Annotated in this window: 17 protein-coding genes; 9 read left to right on the top strand and 8 right to left on the bottom strand. The window is 31.2% G+C overall.

Annotated features, from left to right (window positions below):
- Position 1: 1 nt before the first annotated feature.
- Positions 2-3,268, bottom strand: coding sequence for a TonB-dependent receptor (locus Q0998_RS03230; RefSeq protein ID WP_299666169.1), 3,267 nt, complete (start codon positions 3,266-3,268; stop codon positions 2-4).
- Between the two features lie 158 nt (positions 3,269-3,426).
- On the bottom strand, positions 3,427-4,599 hold the full coding sequence (locus tag Q0998_RS03225; protein WP_299666167.1) for a FecR domain-containing protein: 1,173 nt from the start codon (positions 4,597-4,599) through the stop codon (positions 3,427-3,429).
- Between the two features lie 113 nt (positions 4,600-4,712).
- Here Q0998_RS03225 and Q0998_RS03220 point away from each other — a divergent pair, with 113 nt between their 5' ends.
- Positions 4,713-5,306 carry a sigma-70 family RNA polymerase sigma factor gene (locus tag Q0998_RS03220; RefSeq protein ID WP_299666165.1) on the top strand — a complete coding sequence of 198 codons (594 nt, stop codon included), beginning with the start codon at positions 4,713-4,715 and terminating at the stop codon, positions 5,304-5,306.
- A gap of 59 nt (positions 5,307-5,365) precedes the next feature.
- Here Q0998_RS03220 and Q0998_RS03215 read toward each other — a convergent pair whose 3' ends face one another.
- Together Q0998_RS03215 and Q0998_RS03210 are read right to left on the bottom strand one after the other, a co-directional pair.
- Positions 5,366-7,264, bottom strand: a complete 1,899-nt coding sequence (locus Q0998_RS03215; RefSeq protein ID WP_299666162.1) for an amidophosphoribosyltransferase — start codon at positions 7,262-7,264, stop codon at positions 5,366-5,368.
- Positions 7,265-7,345: 81 nt separating this feature from the next.
- The gene (locus Q0998_RS03210; protein WP_299666160.1) at positions 7,346-8,272 is read right to left on the bottom strand and encodes a PfkB family carbohydrate kinase; all 927 of its coding nucleotides are present in this window, start codon (positions 8,270-8,272) and stop codon (positions 7,346-7,348) included.
- 73 nt (positions 8,273-8,345) lie between these two features.
- Between Q0998_RS03210 and Q0998_RS03205 the strand changes: the two genes are divergently transcribed.
- The 8 genes from Q0998_RS03205 (at position 8,346) to Q0998_RS03170 (ending at position 13,473) form a co-directional block, all read left to right on the top strand.
- Complete coding sequence (locus Q0998_RS03205) at positions 8,346-8,771, top strand: SufE family protein (RefSeq protein WP_299666157.1); 426 nt, start codon at positions 8,346-8,348, stop codon at positions 8,769-8,771.
- Positions 8,772-8,774: 3 nt separating this feature from the next.
- Positions 8,775-9,065, top strand: coding sequence for a nucleotidyltransferase family protein (locus Q0998_RS03200; protein ID WP_299666154.1), 291 nt, complete (start codon positions 8,775-8,777; stop codon positions 9,063-9,065).
- Between the two features lie 28 nt (positions 9,066-9,093).
- Positions 9,094-9,312 (top strand): HepT-like ribonuclease domain-containing protein, encoded by a 219-nt coding sequence (locus tag Q0998_RS03195; protein ID WP_299666152.1) that lies wholly within the window; start codon positions 9,094-9,096, stop codon positions 9,310-9,312.
- Between the two features lie 29 nt (positions 9,313-9,341).
- Entirely contained in the window at positions 9,342-9,662 is a 321-nt protein-coding gene (locus tag Q0998_RS03190) for a DUF59 domain-containing protein (RefSeq protein WP_299666149.1), read from the top strand.
- A gap of 189 nt (positions 9,663-9,851) precedes the next feature.
- Complete coding sequence (locus Q0998_RS03185; protein ID WP_299666146.1) at positions 9,852-10,361, top strand: DUF2480 family protein; 510 nt, start codon at positions 9,852-9,854, stop codon at positions 10,359-10,361.
- A 51-nt stretch (positions 10,362-10,412) separates the two neighbouring features.
- Positions 10,413-11,276, top strand: coding sequence for a DUF3078 domain-containing protein (locus Q0998_RS03180; RefSeq protein WP_299666144.1), 864 nt, complete (start codon positions 10,413-10,415; stop codon positions 11,274-11,276).
- 48 nt (positions 11,277-11,324) lie between these two features.
- Complete coding sequence (locus tag Q0998_RS03175) at positions 11,325-12,272, top strand: DUF3078 domain-containing protein (RefSeq protein WP_299666141.1); 948 nt, start codon at positions 11,325-11,327, stop codon at positions 12,270-12,272.
- Between the two features lie 85 nt (positions 12,273-12,357).
- Entirely contained in the window at positions 12,358-13,473 is a 1,116-nt protein-coding gene (locus Q0998_RS03170) for a CNNM domain-containing protein (RefSeq protein ID WP_299666138.1), read from the top strand.
- A gap of 43 nt (positions 13,474-13,516) precedes the next feature.
- On the opposite strand, the gene Q0998_RS03165 is transcribed toward Q0998_RS03170, so the two are convergent.
- From Q0998_RS03165 to Q0998_RS03150, 4 genes are all read right to left on the bottom strand, one after another.
- Positions 13,517-13,819, bottom strand: a complete 303-nt coding sequence (locus tag Q0998_RS03165; protein ID WP_299666135.1) for a helix-turn-helix transcriptional regulator — start codon at positions 13,817-13,819, stop codon at positions 13,517-13,519.
- The gene (locus tag Q0998_RS03160) at positions 13,806-14,147 is read right to left on the bottom strand and encodes a type II toxin-antitoxin system RelE/ParE family toxin (RefSeq protein WP_299666132.1); all 342 of its coding nucleotides are present in this window, start codon (positions 14,145-14,147) and stop codon (positions 13,806-13,808) included. Before Q0998_RS03160 ends, Q0998_RS03165 begins: the two co-directional genes overlap by 14 nt.
- Positions 14,148-14,260: 113 nt before the next feature.
- The gene (gene hflX, locus Q0998_RS03155; RefSeq protein WP_299666129.1) at positions 14,261-15,472 is read right to left on the bottom strand and encodes a GTPase HflX; all 1,212 of its coding nucleotides are present in this window, start codon (positions 15,470-15,472) and stop codon (positions 14,261-14,263) included.
- A 422-nt stretch (positions 15,473-15,894) separates the two neighbouring features.
- The gene (locus tag Q0998_RS03150) at positions 15,895-16,584 is read right to left on the bottom strand and encodes a DUF2490 domain-containing protein (RefSeq protein ID WP_299666126.1); all 690 of its coding nucleotides are present in this window, start codon (positions 16,582-16,584) and stop codon (positions 15,895-15,897) included.
- Between the last annotated feature and the right edge of the window lie 324 nt (positions 16,585-16,908).

Raw genomic sequence — 16,908 nt, 5'->3', positions numbered from 1 at the left:
CTTAAAAGTTTAAGTTAATGCCTACAATAAATTGTCTTGAATTGGGGTAGCTTTGTATATCAACCCCTTGCCCAAAATTATCTGTATAGTCTTCATTTATTTCAGGGTCGAAACCACTATATGGCGTAATTGTGAATACATTATTTGCCGAAAGCGAAATGCTGGCATTTTTAATACCATACTTAGCTAATAGCTTAGGGCTTAATCTGTAGGAGAGCAATATATTTTTCAACTTTAAAAAGGAACCATCTTCAATAAAAAAATCGGACAAACGCCTATTATTGTTCGGGTCTCTATATGCCACACGTGGTACATTTGTATCTGTGTTTTCTGGTGTCCATGCATTAAGAACGCCTTTTCCGGAGTTTGTTCTTTCCCAAAAGAATAAGGATTCGGTTCTTTTTCCAAGATTTGTAATGGTATTTCCTATGCTAAAATTGAATAGTGCGGAAATCTCAAAATTACCGAAGCTTATGGTATTGTTCCATCCTCCAAAAATGTCTGGTGCGGCATGCCCCAGTATGGTTTCATCTTCTGCATTTACAACACCATCATTGTTAACATCTACAAATTTAAAATCACCGGGAGCTGTCCCGGACCGTTGATAAAAATTTGTTGGTGATGTAGCGTTCAGTACATCTATCTCTTCTTGAGTTTGAAAAATACCCGCCACTTTATAACCATAAAAGGCATCTATGGGTTCACCCTCTTTTAAACCTTCAAAAAATCCATCATTAAGTTTTAAGACTTCGCTTTTTATCGTACTTAAATTAAGCTCGCTGGTCCATTTTACTTTGGTGTCTCTAAATACGTCGATTCCTAACAAAAATTCAAATCCTTGATTAGAAAAATCGCCTACATTCGAAAACTGACTTTTGCCACCTGTTTCGTAAACAATATCTTTTAACAAAATTTGATCTGTTGTTCTTTTATTAAAATATCCGACAGAACCACTTATGCGTTGGTTAAACATAACATATTCCAATGCTATATCTAACTGATTGGTAGTTTCCCATTTAATACTTGGGTTGGGGATAACATTTGCAGTAATACCATTATTGTCATTATAAAAATTTCCAGATGAGAAAAATGTTTTATATTGAAAATCATCAAAATTAGCAGCACCTGTTTTGCCATAAGAAGCCCGTAATTTTAAATTGTTAATAAAGCTTACAGGTTTTAAGAATTTTTCGTTAGATAAACGCCAAGCTACTGCGCCAGAAGGGAAATACCCCCAACGATTATTAGGTCCGAATTTTGTAGATTGATCTGCCCTACCAGTAAAAGTAATATAATAGGTGTTAGCAATAGAATAATTAGCTCTAAAAAAGTAGGATTCTAAACCACTTACACGACCAGAATTACTTAAGAATGCAAAATCTGCTGCTCCAGGATATACAGAGACATCATCATCTGGAAAATTCTCTGCATATGTTGTATTTATAAAACTTGCATTTTGTGTATGAGACATCCCAATTACGCCATTCAATAAATGATTTCCTAAAGCAAAGTTATAAGTTAATGTATTATCAAAAATTTTTGAATTAAAGTTATTATCAAATAACTCCAAAGTACCGTTCACTCCTAGTAATTGATTAATACTACTTGTGCTAGGCGAATAATTATATGAGGCCCCTTTAATTTTATTATTTGAAAAAACGGACTTGAAAATTAAATTTTCAGTAAGCTTAAATTCCCCAAAAAGCGACATAGCTAAATTTTCATTATCAATATACTGTGGAAATGTTGCTAGCTGAAAAGGGTTGCTAAAGATTGATATTGAAGCAAATTCCCCATTTTCATCCCTTATGGGTATAAATGGGGGCTCTGTTGTGGCGGGTCTGTAGAGTTCGGGGTTCCCTTTTTGCCTGGAATCACTATAATTTATAATGCCACCTATCTTAATTTTATCTATGGGTTGGGATTCTACTTTAATTCTAACATTACTACGTTTAAAACCTGTGCCAGTAATAGTTCCTTCTTGATCCAATAATCCTGCAGAAAGCGAATAAAATGTAGTTTGTTTTGCAGCGCTTCCTCCAATATTTATATAATAATTACGGTCTATACCTGTTTGTGAAATGCCACCTATCCAATCCGTATCAACATCTCGCCCATAAGGATATAAAACATTATCATTTGGTACAGGACGTCCTACATTTGTATACCCCTGCTCAATAACATTTTGAAATTGAGCGGAATTTAGCATTCTACTTTTCTCTGTAATATTTGAAATAGTTGTAAACATATTAAACGTAACACTTGGCGTATTTTGTGAGCCTTTTTTTGTGGTTACTATAATAACACCATTAGAAGCACGAGACCCATAAATGGCCGTTGCCGATGCATCTTTTAATACATCTATACTTTCTATATCTTGCGGATTGATAGATGATAAAGGTGAGATTTGATTACTACTACTGTTTTTAAACGTTGCATTCGATTCTCCTAAACCAATTTCAATAGGAATGCCATCAATAATATACAAAGGTTCGTTATTACCTATTACTGAAGTCATACCGCGAATACGAATAGCAGCAGAAGACCCAGGCATACCATTACTTGGCGTCACATAAACGCCTGGAGCACGACCTACTAACGCATTATCGAAATTTACAGGAACCTGATTATTTAAACTTTTAATATTGATTTTTGACACAGACCCCGTTATCTCCTTTCTTTTCTGTGTGCCATAACCAATAAGAACAATTTCTTCAAGATATTCTTCACTATCTTGTAAAACAAGGTTTATGGTTGTATCATTTGTAACTTCAACTTCGGCAGTTTGTTTTCCTAAAAAACTAAAAACTAGAATATCTCCAATAGATGCAGTAATATTGTAATAACCATCTAAATCTGTGTTTACACCTTTTAAAGTACCTTTAATTAAAATTGTCGCTCCGACCAATGAGAGCCCTTTAGCATCAGTAACTTTTCCAGAAATTGTTAATTGCTTTTTTAATTTTTCATTAATAATAACAGTTTTTTCACCTTTAATTAAAAAGTCAAAATCAGTACTAGATAAGCTAACTGCTAATAGTTTATTAGCGAGAATTATTCCTTTGCTCAATTTAACTTTAGGGAGGTCTTTAAACATGTCTGATTTATAAACGAACCTATAATTGGTCTGTTCTTTAATCATTTTAAATACTTCATCGACTGTTATAACTTTATCATAATCAATTTTAATTTTTGCGCCTTGTGAGAAAACAAAATTAGAATTTAAACTGAAAGTGGCAGTACATATTAAGAAAATAAAAGTCTTCATAATTAGTCGTAATATTTTTTTTCTAAAATAGAAAAGAACCTTAGTTAATTTAATTTTCATAAATTTGTGGAGTTAATTAGTTATACATTTAATTGATTAATGTTTAAAGAAGGAAATGAAGGCTTGTGTTGTGAGAAATTCGAACCTCGTTTCCTTTTCTAGTTGAAAACAACCATTTTTTCTTTTATTTCATAGTTAATATTATTGGTGTTTTTTATTGTAGATAATATTTCATCCAATGTCTGCTCTTTACCCAAAACACCAGTAAATTGGACACTTCCAACTTCTATATCTGTATAAAGAACATCAATATCATACCATCTAGATAGTACTTTCATCATTTCAAATAATGATTTTTTCTCAAAACTAAAAATTCCTTCTTTCCATGATACTTCATTATATATATCCACCTCCAAAGTAACTAAGGAATTATTAGCAAGATTTACATTTAATTGTTGATTAGGATTCAATTTTTGCTCTCTACCCGCAAATCTTACACCGATTTTTCCTTCAACTAAAGTTGTATATATATTAACTTCATCCCTGTAAGCTTTAACATTAAATTGAGTACCAAACACCTCTACTTCATGATTGTTATGATATACTTTAAACTTTGCACCTTTATGAAATGCACTAGGAGACACATCGAAATAGGCTTCACCATAAACCAATTCCACTTCTCTAATTTTACCTTTGCTAAAATTCACTGGATATTTTAATTTAGATTCTGAGTTCAGCCATACTTCTGTACCGTCAGATAAAGTAATATGAAATTGACCACCTCGAGGAATTGTTAAATAGTTATATACCTTATAATTATCAATTATTAGTTGTTGATTATTAGTTGTATTATAAACGATTTTTTCACCATTACTAATCACATTATTTGCTTGGTAGGCTTCCCCTTTTACTAAAGCTATCTCTTTACCGTTCTGTAGTGTTAAAATTGCTTTATCGGTTCCAGCTTCGATAATATTATTTATAATAGCTGATGGACTATCTGTTGGGTTACTGAAAAAATTATTTTGATAAAAATAACCTAATCCAAAAACCAAAATTGCGGCTGCTGCATATTTTAGAGCGTTTTTAAATTTCTTATTGTAAAAAGGGTTTTTATTTCTTTTAATTTGGGTTAAAAGATTCTTCTTAATCGCTTCTACATTAGGTTCATTCATAATAATTGTTACTTCGTAATAAATTTTGACGTAATTTTCAAAAATTTTCTCATTATTAGGATTCTGTATCCACACAGATAGAGTATCCAAATCTACTGAAGTAGCTTCTTGGGTTAAGTACCTAACAATACTATTTTCTATGTTTTTATGGTTCATTATCTTATTAGGTAGACATAGCTATTTAACAATACCCTAACTTTATGAATCTTTTTTTTAAAATATTTGTTTATATTAGCTTATACATTTTGATAAATTATATTTTGTATTAGATGAAATATCAGAATCAATCCATACTGTTAAAGCATTTAAAAAAAGGAGAAGAAAAAGCCTATATTTATTTGGTAGACACCTATAATAAAAGGCTTTTTGGTTATGCCTTGACGCTATGTCGCAATGAAGAAATAGCTCAAGATATTATTCAAAATGTATTTTTAAAGACTTGGGAAAAAAGAAAAAAAATTCATATTACGTCTTCATTGCAAAACTACTTATTCCGGTCTGTGCATAATGAATTCATTACATTATATAATAAAAAGCGCTCTACCATTTTACTTGAACAAAAGTATTTTGAATCTCTTGAAAGAGTTACTAAAGGTTATGATGAAGATTTTTTAATCAAGGCATTAGAGAGAATTACTATCGAAATAGAAAATCTACCGTTTAAGTGTAAACGAGTATTTTTATTAAGTAGAAAAGAAGGACTTACAAATATTGAAATAGCAGATTATCTAAACATTTCTATCAAAACAGTAGAAGCTCATATTACCAAAGCCTTTACTGTTCTTAGAAAAAATCTTAAGGATAAACTTAATACAATATTATTTATCCTTTTTGGATTTCAGAAAACTCAGAAAATATATTAACAATTTATAAGCATTATACTTTAGAAAATGTATTAAGAAAACAATAAATAAATGCTCTATTAATACGCTCTTTTGTCATTTCCTTCAAAGTAATTGATAAACGCTTCATTTACAACTCTATTACCTCCTGGAGTTGGATAATCTCCCGTAAAATACCAGTCTCCTAAATTATCTGGACACGCTTTGTGTAAGCCTTCTATAGATTGATAAATCACCTCAACAGCTGCTTTGATGTCTTTTGTCTTTAACATTTGGGCAATTTTTGTTGATATTTCTTCTGCTGTAAAAGGAGAATAAATTCCTTTTACATGGTTTATAATATCAATATCATCACTAGATTGTTGTGCTTTTGATTTTTTATAAACCTCTTTAATAATGTGTTCTTGCTTTGTATCTTTTAATAATTCGATGGCTGCTTTAAATGCAATAAAAGCATCTATTCTTGCCATGTCAATTCCGTAACAATCCGGATAACGAATTTGTGGCGCCGAAGAAACTACTACTATTTTTTTAGGCTCTAACCTGTCTAAAATTCTAATAATACTTTTCTTTAAGGTAGTTCCTCTAACAATACTATCGTCTATAATGACCAAATTATCGGTTGGTTTTACAACACCATAAGTAATGTCATAAACATGCTCTACCAAATCATCTCTACTACTGTCATCAGCAATAAAAGTTCTTAGTTTTGCATCTTTAATTGCTATTTTTTCAAAACGAGGTCTTTCAGATAAAATTTGAGTCACTTTTTCTGCAGATAATTCTTTGCCTCCTTCTAAAATTTTTGCTGTTTTTTGTTGATTTAATAAATCTTCCGCAGCTTCTGTCATTCCATAGAAAGAAGTTTCTGCGGTATTTGGAATGTAAGAAAACACTGTATTTGAAATATCTGAATCGATTGACTTTAAAATCTTCGGGAAAACAAATTTTCCTAAATTTTTACGTTCTTCATAAATACTTGCATCACTTCCTCTTGAAAAATAAATACGTTCAAAAGAACATGATTTTTTCTCTTTTTGCTCTAAGATTGGTTCTATGGATGTTTTTCCGTTTTTCTTTATGATTAAAGCGTGTCCTCTTTCTAACTCTTGAACATCTTCAATTTTTACATTAAAAACAGTTTGAATTACAGGTCTTTCTGAGGCCACCACAACTACTTCATCATCTTCGAAAAAGTACGTCGGTCTAATTCCGTTTGGATCTCTAAGCACAAATGCATCTCCATGACCCACTAAACCCGCCATGGCATAACCGCCATCCCAATTTTTTGCAGACCTTCTTAAGACATTCTGTAAATCTAATTTTTCTTCAATAAATGGAGAAGCATCTTTTTTACTAAATCCTTTTATTTTTGCCTGTTGGTATAAACTCGATACTTCTTCTTCTAAAAAGTGTCCTATTTTTTCCATGACAGTTACCGTGTCTGTAAATTCTTTTGGATGCTGACCTAATTCTACCAATTCTTCTAACAATTGTTTCGAATTGGTCATGTTAAAATTACCCGCAACAATTAAATTTTGATGACGCCAATTACTCTGGCGCAGAAAAGGATGCACACTCTCGATACTATTTTTACCAAAAGTTCCGTAACGCACATGCCCTAAAAATAAGTTTCCGATGTAAGGCATGTGCTCTTCTTGCCATGCAACATCATCTTTCTTTTCAGGATTTTCTTCTAAAACGCCGTTTAAACGATCATTTATTTGAGCAAAAATATCTTGAATTGGTTGCGATTGGTTAGAGCGAACCCTGCTTACATATCTCGTACCAGGTGCTACATTAAATTTTACACTTGCAAAACCAGCACCATCCTGACCTCGATTGTGTTGTTTTTCCATCAATAAATACATTTTGTTTATTCCGTAAAAAGCAGAACCGTATGTATCCTTATAAAATTGTAAAGGTTTTTTTAGGCGAACAAGTGCAATTCCACATTCGTGTTTAATAGCGTCACTCATTAGTAATTTAGTTTTAGTAGTGTGTTGTTATTTCTTATACTATTGTAAAAAAAAATCCGCAGTCGAAACTGCGGATTAAAATTAAGATATTTCTATATCAAATTGTGTTAATTCTTTAAAAGCTTGCAGACGCGTTTTTACTTCATCTGTTGTAAGCTCTTGCATACGTTCTGTACCAAACTTCTCTACACAGAAAGAGGCTAAATTAGAGCCATAAATAATAGCATTTTTCATATTTTCGAAAGAGATGTCTTCCGTTTTTGCTAAATAGCCACAAAAACCGCCTGCAAATGTGTCTCCTGCTCCTGTTGGATCAAAAACTTCTGCCAAAGGCAATGCGGGTGCATAAAACATTTTTCCTTCATTAAATAACAAAGCACCATGTTCTCCTTTTTTAATCACCACGTATTTTGGACCCATTGAATGAATTTTCTTCGCTGCGTTTACTAAAGAATACTCTCCAGATAATTGGCGTGCTTCTTCATCATTAATAGTAATAACATCTACTCTTTTTAAAACAGTATGCAAATCTTCTAGCGCAATGTCCATCCAAAAATTCATAGTATCTAAAATTACCAATTTTGGTCTTTTATTCATTTGATCTAAAACAGATGCTTGCGTTAAAGGATGTAGATTTCCTAACATTACAATACCCGCATCTTTAAAATGTTCTGGTACTACAGGTGTAAAAGTTTCTAAGACATTTAATTCTGTAATTAAAGTATCACGAGAATTCATATCATTATGATATTTCCCACTCCAGAAAAACGTTTTTCCATTTTTATCAATTTCAATTCCATCGGTATGAATCCCTTTAGAATTCATCATTTTTAAATAAGAATCAGGAAAATCTCCACCAACCACAGAAACAACTCCTGTTTCTACTCCAAATTGAGATGCTGCTAAACCCACAAAAGTTCCAGAGCCTCCTAAAATTTTATCTGTTTTACCAAAAGGTGTTTCAATAGCATCAAAAGCTACCGTACCAACTGCTAATAATTTACTCATTTCTTAGATTTTATGCGTAATTTTGTATTTTACAAAAAACGCCTTTTTAAAGGTGCAAAAATAAGTTTTAAAAATGACTATCAAAGAAATACAAGAAGAAATTATTGATGAGTTTTCTATGTTTGATGATTGGATGGAACGTTATGAATACATTATAGAACTTGGGAAATCGCTGCCAATTATAGACGATCAGTTTAAATTAGATGAAAATTTAATTAAAGGTTGCCAATCTAAAGTTTGGTTGTATTCTGAATTAGATGCTGATAAAATAAAATTTACAGCAGACAGTGATGCTATTTTAACCAAAGGTATTGTGGCATTATTATTGCGCGTTTTTTCTGAACAAAAACCCGCAGCTATTTTAGCGGCAGAAACCACTTTTATAGATAAAATCGGTTTAAAAGAGCACTTAAGCCCTACAAGAGCCAATGGTTTGGTTTCTATGATAAAACAAATAAAAATGTATGCAATTGCGCAACAAATGAAATTAGCAAATTGAAACATGAAAAATGTAGCACACATAAAAGAACTTCTAGCAGGTAAAAAGCAAGCATTATTTAAAAATTATGCTATTAAATCGTTAGCAATTTTTGGTTCGTATTCAAGAAATGAGCAAAATTCATTAAGTGATGTGGATCTTTTGGTGGAATTTAATAAAAAAATAGGAATCGAATTTATTGATTTGGCTGATGAATTAGAAGAAATTATTGGCACTAAAGTAGATTTAGTTTCGATAAATGGTATAAAGAAAAAATATTTTCAATCAATTTCATCAGATTTAATTTATGTTTAAAAGAGCGTTTTTTCTGCTCCTCGATGATATGATAGAAGCTGCTCATAAAATCAAAAAATATACAAACGATATGTCTTTTGATGATTTTATTGCAGATGATAAAACGATTGATGCAGTTGTTAGGAATTTTGAAATTATAGGTGAAGCAGCAAATAGAATTCCACAACCAATAAGAGATGAAAATCCTGAAATTGAATGGAACAGAATTAGAGGATTTAGAAACATATGTAGACAACTTAATTATTAGGTTAGATAATTTAAAAGAATAAAAACAAAATGACAGATAAAGAATTAGACGAAATTGGAGATAAAATTGTAAGAGTTTTAAAAACTATTTACGATCCAGAAATTCCTGTAGATATTTACGAATTAGGATTAATTTATGACGTTTTTGTTTCGGATGAAAACAATGCAAAAATATTAATGACCTTAACGTCTCCGAATTGCCCTGTAGCAGAAAGTTTACCTGTAGATATTGAAGAAAAGGTAAAATCTTTAAAAGAAATTAATAGTTGTGAAGTAGAAATTACTTTCGACCCAACTTGGACACAAGAAATGATGAGTGAAGAAGCAAAGTTAGAATTGGGAATGCTGTAAATTCAGTATTCAGTATTCAGTATTCAGTATTCAGTATTCAGTATTCAGTATTCAGTATTCAGTATTCAAAACTAAAAAAAATCTAACGAAAGATGGCGGGCAGATGTTTTTTTAGCTTCCAAAGATTTGGAAAAGAAATCTCAACCTTGAAACCTTGAAACCTTGAAACCTTGAAACTAATAATAAAAAATGGCAGAAGAAATCATAAATAGAGTGGCAAGTAGCAAATTAAAAACTTTTGATTTAGAGGAAATTTATCCTGAAGGAAAAAGAGTTTTATTTGATATTAAAGACTGGTTGTTTGAAGAAATCATTTTAAAAGAAAAAGATTTTAGAGCCTCGGTAAAAAATCACGATTGGTCGCAATACAAAAATTCTTTTGTTGCCATTACTTGTTCTGTAGACGCCATTATCCCTTCATGGGCTTTTATGTTAATTGCTGCTGAAATGACGCCATTTGCAAACAAAGTAGTTATTGGAAATTTAGAGTTGTTAGAAACTATCATTTATCAAGAATTATTAAATTTTATAGATTTTAGAGACTTTACAGATGCGCCTGTAATTATAAAAGGTTGTGCAGAAAAACCAATTCCAAATAGTGCCTATGCTTTTTTAATAGAAAAGTTACAACCTATTGCCAAATCTATTTTGTTTGGTGAAGCTTGTTCTACAGTACCACTTTATAAATCAAGCAAATAGTTTTGTTATTTTGTAAATAAAGTTACTTTTGCATATTAATTTACGAAAATTGTGAGAAGATTATTCCTTCTTTTTTTAATTCTTTTAGCCACAACTTCTTATTCTCAAAAGAAGAAAAAGGATACCTTGCCCAAACCTAAATGGAAAATTAACGGAAGGTTTGCTTTTATATTCAATCAATCTTCTTTCTCAAATTGGGCATCTGGTGGGGAAAACACCGTTGCGGGTAATATGAATTTGAATTATGATTTCAATTATAAAAAGAAACATATAAATTGGGACACACGAATTATAACAGGATATGGTTTAAGCCATATTAGTGAAAAAGGCTATCGCAAAACAGATGATCGTTTCGAATTAAACACCCTTTTAGGCGTAAAAACAACTACTTATTGGTTTTTCTCTTTCTTAGGAAACTTTAGAACCCAATACACAAATGGTTACAATTATAAAAAAGAACCAAAATTATTAGTTTCAGAATTTTTGTCTCCTGCCTATTTAACACTTGGCCCCGGAATGCTGTGGAAAAAATCTGATAATTTGAACATGAACATTGCACCTGCAACCGCCAGATATACTTTTGTAAATGACTTTTTTTCTGGTCAATTTGGTGTTGAAGACGGAAGAAACACCGCATTTAGTTTAGGTTTTAACTTTTCTGGGTATTATAAATTTAGTTTGATGCAAAATATTGAGATGGAAAATGTATTTACAATGTATTCAGATTATTTAGCCAATGTGGGCAATGTAGATGTAGATTATCAAACAAATATTCGTTTTAAAGTAAACAAACATATTAAAATGCAAATGACTTTTCATACCATTATAGATGATAACTCTTCTAGTAAAATACAATTTAGGCAATTGTTTGGTTTAGGCGTAAACTATAATTTTCATGAAAAAGTGACTTATTAAAAAATATTTGTCTAAAAGTAAAGATTCATAAATTATTTGAAAATTAACATGAAAAAAACATCAATTGTACTCCTATTTATATTGGTTAGTTTTGCTACAAAAGCACAACAAACTGAAGAAGAATTAAAAAAAGATTTAAAAGAAAAAAAAGCAGTAATCTCTAAACTACAAGGAGAAGCTAAAAGCATACAAAGCAAATTAGATGCTTTACCAGGGTGGAAAAAAGGTGCTTTTGGTACCATTGGCGGCAACATTTCTGGCTTTAAAAATTGGTATGCAAGAACAGCACCCAATGCTGCTGCTGCAAATATTGGCATTACCTTTAATGGATATGCAAACTTGATAGAAAAAGACTATTTCTGGAGAAATTCTGTTGCCATCAATTTAGGTTGGGTAAAGTTTGATGATAAAGATGACCCTACCGATAGCCCTGATTTTGAAACAGCTACAGACGTTTTTAATATTTCTTCTTTGTACGGTAAAAGACTGAATAAAAAATGGGCGCTTTCTGCTTTAGGAGAATACAGAACTACCATTTTAGATAATTTTAATGATCCTGGGTATTTAGATTTTGGTGTTGGATTCACTTGGACGCCAACCAACAATTTAGTGGTGGTGATTCATCCAGGAAACTACAATTTTGTATTTAGTAGTACAGATACTGTTTTTGAATCTTCTTTAGGAGCAAAAATCGTAGCAGATTACACCGCTAAATATGATAAATTAAGTGTCAAGACAAACTTATCAATGTTTCAAAGTTATAAATCTTCAGATTTATCTAACTGGACCTTAACAAATTCTTTAGGATATACACTTTATAAAGGAATTGGCCTTGGTTTTGAACTGGGTTTGCGTAAAAACAAACAAGAAGCTTTAAACAATGCTTTGGGCAATTTCGACCCAGTTACCAATCCAACACAAGTAACGCCTACATTTAGTACCGTAGACAACAAATTACAATCTTATTGGTTATTCGGAATGAGCTATGCTTTTTAAGGAATTAAAAAAGAAATAAGGAAACCTCAAAAAGAAATTTTTGAGGTTTTTTATTTTTGTAACTTCGCCTTTTAAATAAATTGATATGACGTTACTTATTATTTTTGCAACAATTTCTATATTCTTCTCTTTTCTCTGCTCTATTTTAGAAGCTGTTTTATTGAGCATTACACCTACTTTTATCAACTTGAAAAAAAGCCAAGGTTTAGCCTATGCAAAGCAATTAGAGATTTTTAAAAAAGACGTAGACAAACCATTAATTGCAATTTTAACCATCAATACCGTTGCACATACCGTTGGCGCAATTTTAGTTGGTGTACAAGCAAAAGTAGCTTATGCTGAAATATATGGAACAGCAGTAAAAACCATTTTAGGTATCAAAATAACAGAAGATGTAATGGTTGGTATTGTTTCTACAGTAATGACCATTTTAATCTTAGTCGCTTCAGAAATTATACCAAAAACAATTGGTGCAACGTATTGGAAGCAATTGGCCAACTTTACTTCAAAAGCACTAAAAGTAATGATTTTCCCTTTAAAATGGACGGGTATTTTATGGATTTTACAATTGACTACAAAACTAATTGGTGGCAAAGGTCATGGTAGTATTTTAAGCAGAGAAAGCTTTTTGGTAATGGCAGATATGGCAGAAAAAGAAGGTGTTTTTAAAGAAAATGAAAGCAAGGTAATTCGTAATTTATTAGGCTTTAAAGAAATTAAGGTGAATGATGTAATGACGCCAAGATCTGTTTTAGAAATTGCCGATGAAACGCAAACCATTGCTTCTTTTTACAGTGAACATAAAAAACTGCGCTTTTCTAGAATTCCGGTATTTGCTGAAAACCCAGATAATATTACAGGGTATTTTCTAAAAGATAATTTATTAGAAGCGATGATTAATGGAAAAGGTGAAGACAGTTTAGCATCTATTAAAAGAAATATTATAATTACAGAAAGAGAATTATCAATTCCTGATTTGTTTGACAAATTAATCAAAGAAAAAGAACACATTGCATTGGTTGTAGACGAATATGGTTCTGTTAGCGGCGTGGTTTCTCAAGAAGATGTAATAGAAACTCTTTTAGGTTTAGAAATTATGGACGAAACAGATTCTGTTGCAGACTTGCAATTGCTGGCAAGAAAATCTTGGAAAAACAGAGCTAAAAGAATGGGCATTATTGAGGATGAGAAAGAAAAGTAGTTTTATGGTTAATAAATTTTTTAACTTGTATTTCCTGTAGACCTTAAATATCTAGTGATAGTTTTAGACTTCCACCTAATCCTTCTCGAATAATTCTCATCAATGTTGAAAGTCGGATATCACTCGCATTATTCTCAATTCGGGAGATATAATTTTTAGTTGTTCCAACTCTGTCAGCAAGCTGTTGCTGCGTAAGATGCTGTTTTTTTCTTGCTTCTTGTATTAAAACTCCAATTCTAAAAGTCTCAAATTCTTCCTCGAATTTTTCTCTCATTTCAGTTCCAGATGCTCCATACTGTTCGTTTAAATGATCATCAAATGACGTAATTCTTTTATTTGTTATCATAATATTCCTTTTTTAATCGTTCTGCTCTTTTAATTTCTTTCTTTGGTGTTTTTTGTGTTTTCTTTTGAAATCCACTTAACAGAATTATTATATTTCCTTTATCAAAAAAACACAAAATTCTAAAAATTCCTTTTCCAGCTGAAATTCTTACTTCCCAAAGTCCGTCAGTATTCGTAAGATTTTTGAAGAATTTTTCAGGAACTATTCGAGTATTTCTTAAAATTAAAAGCGTCCAATCAATTTTCTTACGAACAACAAACGATTGTTTTAAGTAAAAATCTTTAAAATGATTTTCGTAAAATCCTATTTCTCTTTTAAATTCGCCCAATTAGAACATTCATTAAACCTAAAGCAAAGTTACCTAAAAAGGTAACATTATCCAAATTACTTCCTAATTTAGATTTTATGAACAATCGTTACGCTTATATTAACTAAAAAAAATTACTCTCCCTCTTTATATTCATAATACAAAAAGTCATTATAAGGAAAACGTTGAATGTGAATTTTTTTCACCTCTTCATACGTTTTCTCCTTAAAATCTTCTAGATTTTCTTTGTTTAAAGCAGAAATAAAGATCGATTCCTCTTCTTTATCATTCATCCAAGTTTTTTTCCAATCTTCTAAAGTGTAGTGTTCTTTTCCTTTTTCGGTAATTAAATCTTCTTCGTCAATGGTTTCATGAGCATAGGCATCAATCTTATTAAAAACCATTAAGGTTGGCTTGTCTGCACATTTAATATCGTCTAAGATACTATTTACAGAGGCAATATGATCTTCAAAATTTGGATGCGAAATATCTACCACATGTAACAATAAATCTGCTTCTCGAACTTCATCTAACGTAGATTTAAAAGATTCTACCAATTGTGTGGGTAATTTTCTAATAAAACCAACGGTGTCTGTCATTAAAAAAGGAATGTTCTTAATAACCACTTTTCTAACCGTAGTATCTAGCGTTGCAAAGAGTTTATTTTCTGCAAAGACATCACTTTTACTAATCACGTTCATCAAGGTAGATTTCCCAACATTTGTGTAACCAACCAAAGCAACACGCACCATTTTTCCACGGTTTTTACGCTGTACTGCCATCTGTTTATCGATGGTTTTCAACCTCTTTTTTAATAAAACAATCTTGTCACGAATAATACGTCTGTCTGTTTCAATTTCTGTTTCTCCAGGGCCACGCATTCCAATACCCCCTTTTTGTTTGTCAAGGTGCGTCCATAATCTGGTTAAGCGGGGCAATAAATATTCGTGTTGTGCTAATTCTACTTGGGTTTTTGCAGAGCTTGTTTGTGCTCTTTGTGCAAAAATATCTAAGATTAAATTGGTTCTATCTAAAATTTTACAGTCTAGAACCTTTTCGATATTTCGTATTTGTGCTGGCGATAATTCATCATCAAAAATAGCAGTTCCAATACCATTCGATTCTATATAATCTCTTACTTCTTCTAATTTTCCAACTCCTAAAAAGGTTTTAGGATTTGGTTTTTCCATCTTTTGTACAAAGCGTTTTACAGCAACACCACCTGCGGTTTCTGTTAAGAACTCTAATTCATCTAAATATTCTTCAGATTTTTCTTCATCTTGTTGTTGTGTAATGACACCAATTAATACGGCTTTTTCTGAAATGGCTTCTTTTGCTTCTATCATAGAGTGCAAAAGTACAAACTATTCTGAATCTTTACCGCATAAAAAAAGCCTTAACAAATGCTAAGGTTTTTAGTAATTAATTCAATTTCGATTTCAAAAAAAATTTAAATATTTTCTTCGATGCAAAAGTACCTATTTCTTTCATTTCTGATGTATGTAACAAATTAAGAAATCTACTCTTATATGTTAACAAATAGTGCTATAAAATTGGTTAATCCTTTTTTAATACTAAAAAAAAGTTGACATCAAAAAATATCCGATGCCAACTAATCACAATCAATCAACCAAAATTAACTGTAATGAAAACTATATAAATTCTACTTTACTTGAAGCCATATTATACACTGCAACAACTATTTTGTTTTACCTTCTTTTTTTAACTTGCCATTTTAGGAGATGCTTATCGAATATCTTTTAGCGTATTAAAAATTGTGATGCATGCTAAATTGCAACTGTGGTTTACTCCAATTATCTGTGGTTTGATTCATCCAGCCTAACTGGAACCTTATTTTGGTATTTAAAACATAACCAATTCCCAAATAGGTTCTGTTTCTATCAAATAATGCCACCTCTCTATCCTCTCCAATAGTTCTTTCACCGTTCATAAATAATTCATTATAAAATGCACCGTAAACTGTCTTCGGACTTAAATCTTTACTGTTGAAAGGAATATTTACAAATAAATTATAACGATACCTTGTTCTAAAATCTTGGTTTTCTACAAAACGTTGCTCAAAACGAAAACGATGTGTTATTAAAAAACGACCTCCTATTTTTTGAGGAATTAACGCTTCTTGATAGATTCTATTTTCGTTAGAAATAGCATCTGAGTCTCCAAACTCACCTGACGTTATATTGGCAACTCCCAATGTAAATAATACACCTGCATCTTTTGGTTTATAGGTAATTCCTGAACGTAATAAAAGTTGTTCTCGGTCTCCTAACAATTGCCAATCTCTATATTGAAAATCGCCTTGAATTCCCCATTGAGAATTCTTAAATTGATGATTGTAAACATACATATACCAAGCTCCTGTTTGGTTTTCATCAAATTGAGCCTTGCTTTCTGTGATATATAAAAATGCTATGATTAAAAATATAATTTGTTTCATGGTAGTTGTTTACGTTACAAATATAAAAGTATTACTATTAACTAGGTGTGTAAGGCATTTTTTTAACTGCTATTTAACATTTTAAATGAAAAACCTCGACCCAAGGGCACGAGGTATCAAGTAGAAATTTATTTTTTATTTCGACGCAGAGCATCGGGGAATAAAACCCATAGATCCCGCTAAAAAAGCGGGATTAGTTCAGCTAGCAATTTTTAATTCATTGCTTCGATTCCGAAGCTTCGGAATAAAAATTGAGTTTCACTAATTTAAAACAAGATATCTACTCAATTTTCATTTTTTAGCGACCTCTGCATTATTTCGTTA

Source organism: uncultured Polaribacter sp., assembly GCF_947501385.1.
Lineage (GTDB): Bacteria > Bacteroidota > Bacteroidia > Flavobacteriales > Flavobacteriaceae > Polaribacter.
Note: the sequence above shows the minus strand (reverse complement) of the source record. Positions and strands in the feature narration are given on the sequence as shown.

What these genes read in the sequence shown, in the direction of transcription:
- Q0998_RS03230 (WP_299666169.1), bottom strand. Translation starts at nt 3,268, where the DNA reads ATGAAGACTTTTATTTTCTTAATATGTACTGCCACTTTCAGTTTAAAT.
- Q0998_RS03225 (WP_299666167.1), bottom strand. Translation starts at nt 4,599, where the DNA reads ATGAACCATAAAAACATAGAAAATAGTATTGTTAGGTACTTAACCCAA.
- Q0998_RS03220 (WP_299666165.1), top strand. Translation starts at nt 4,713, where the DNA reads ATGAAATATCAGAATCAATCCATACTGTTAAAGCATTTAAAAAAAGGA.
- Q0998_RS03215 (WP_299666162.1), bottom strand. Translation starts at nt 7,264, where the DNA reads ATGAGTGACGCTATTAAACACGAATGTGGAATTGCACTTGTTCGCCTA.
- Q0998_RS03210 (WP_299666160.1), bottom strand. Translation starts at nt 8,272, where the DNA reads ATGAGTAAATTATTAGCAGTTGGTACGGTAGCTTTTGATGCTATTGAA.
- Q0998_RS03205 (WP_299666157.1), top strand. Translation starts at nt 8,346, where the DNA reads ATGACTATCAAAGAAATACAAGAAGAAATTATTGATGAGTTTTCTATG.
- Q0998_RS03200 (WP_299666154.1), top strand. Translation starts at nt 8,775, where the DNA reads ATGAAAAATGTAGCACACATAAAAGAACTTCTAGCAGGTAAAAAGCAA.
- Q0998_RS03195 (WP_299666152.1), top strand. Translation starts at nt 9,094, where the DNA reads ATGATAGAAGCTGCTCATAAAATCAAAAAATATACAAACGATATGTCT.
- Q0998_RS03190 (WP_299666149.1), top strand. Translation starts at nt 9,342, where the DNA reads ATGACAGATAAAGAATTAGACGAAATTGGAGATAAAATTGTAAGAGTT.
- Q0998_RS03185 (WP_299666146.1), top strand. Translation starts at nt 9,852, where the DNA reads ATGGCAGAAGAAATCATAAATAGAGTGGCAAGTAGCAAATTAAAAACT.
- Q0998_RS03175 (WP_299666141.1), top strand. Translation starts at nt 11,325, where the DNA reads ATGAAAAAAACATCAATTGTACTCCTATTTATATTGGTTAGTTTTGCT.
- Q0998_RS03170 (WP_299666138.1), top strand. Translation starts at nt 12,358, where the DNA reads ATGACGTTACTTATTATTTTTGCAACAATTTCTATATTCTTCTCTTTT.
- Q0998_RS03165 (WP_299666135.1), bottom strand. Translation starts at nt 13,819, where the DNA reads ATGATAACAAATAAAAGAATTACGTCATTTGATGATCATTTAAACGAA.
- hflX (WP_299666129.1), bottom strand. Translation starts at nt 15,472, where the DNA reads ATGATAGAAGCAAAAGAAGCCATTTCAGAAAAAGCCGTATTAATTGGT.
- Q0998_RS03150 (WP_299666126.1), bottom strand. Translation starts at nt 16,584, where the DNA reads ATGAAACAAATTATATTTTTAATCATAGCATTTTTATATATCACAGAA.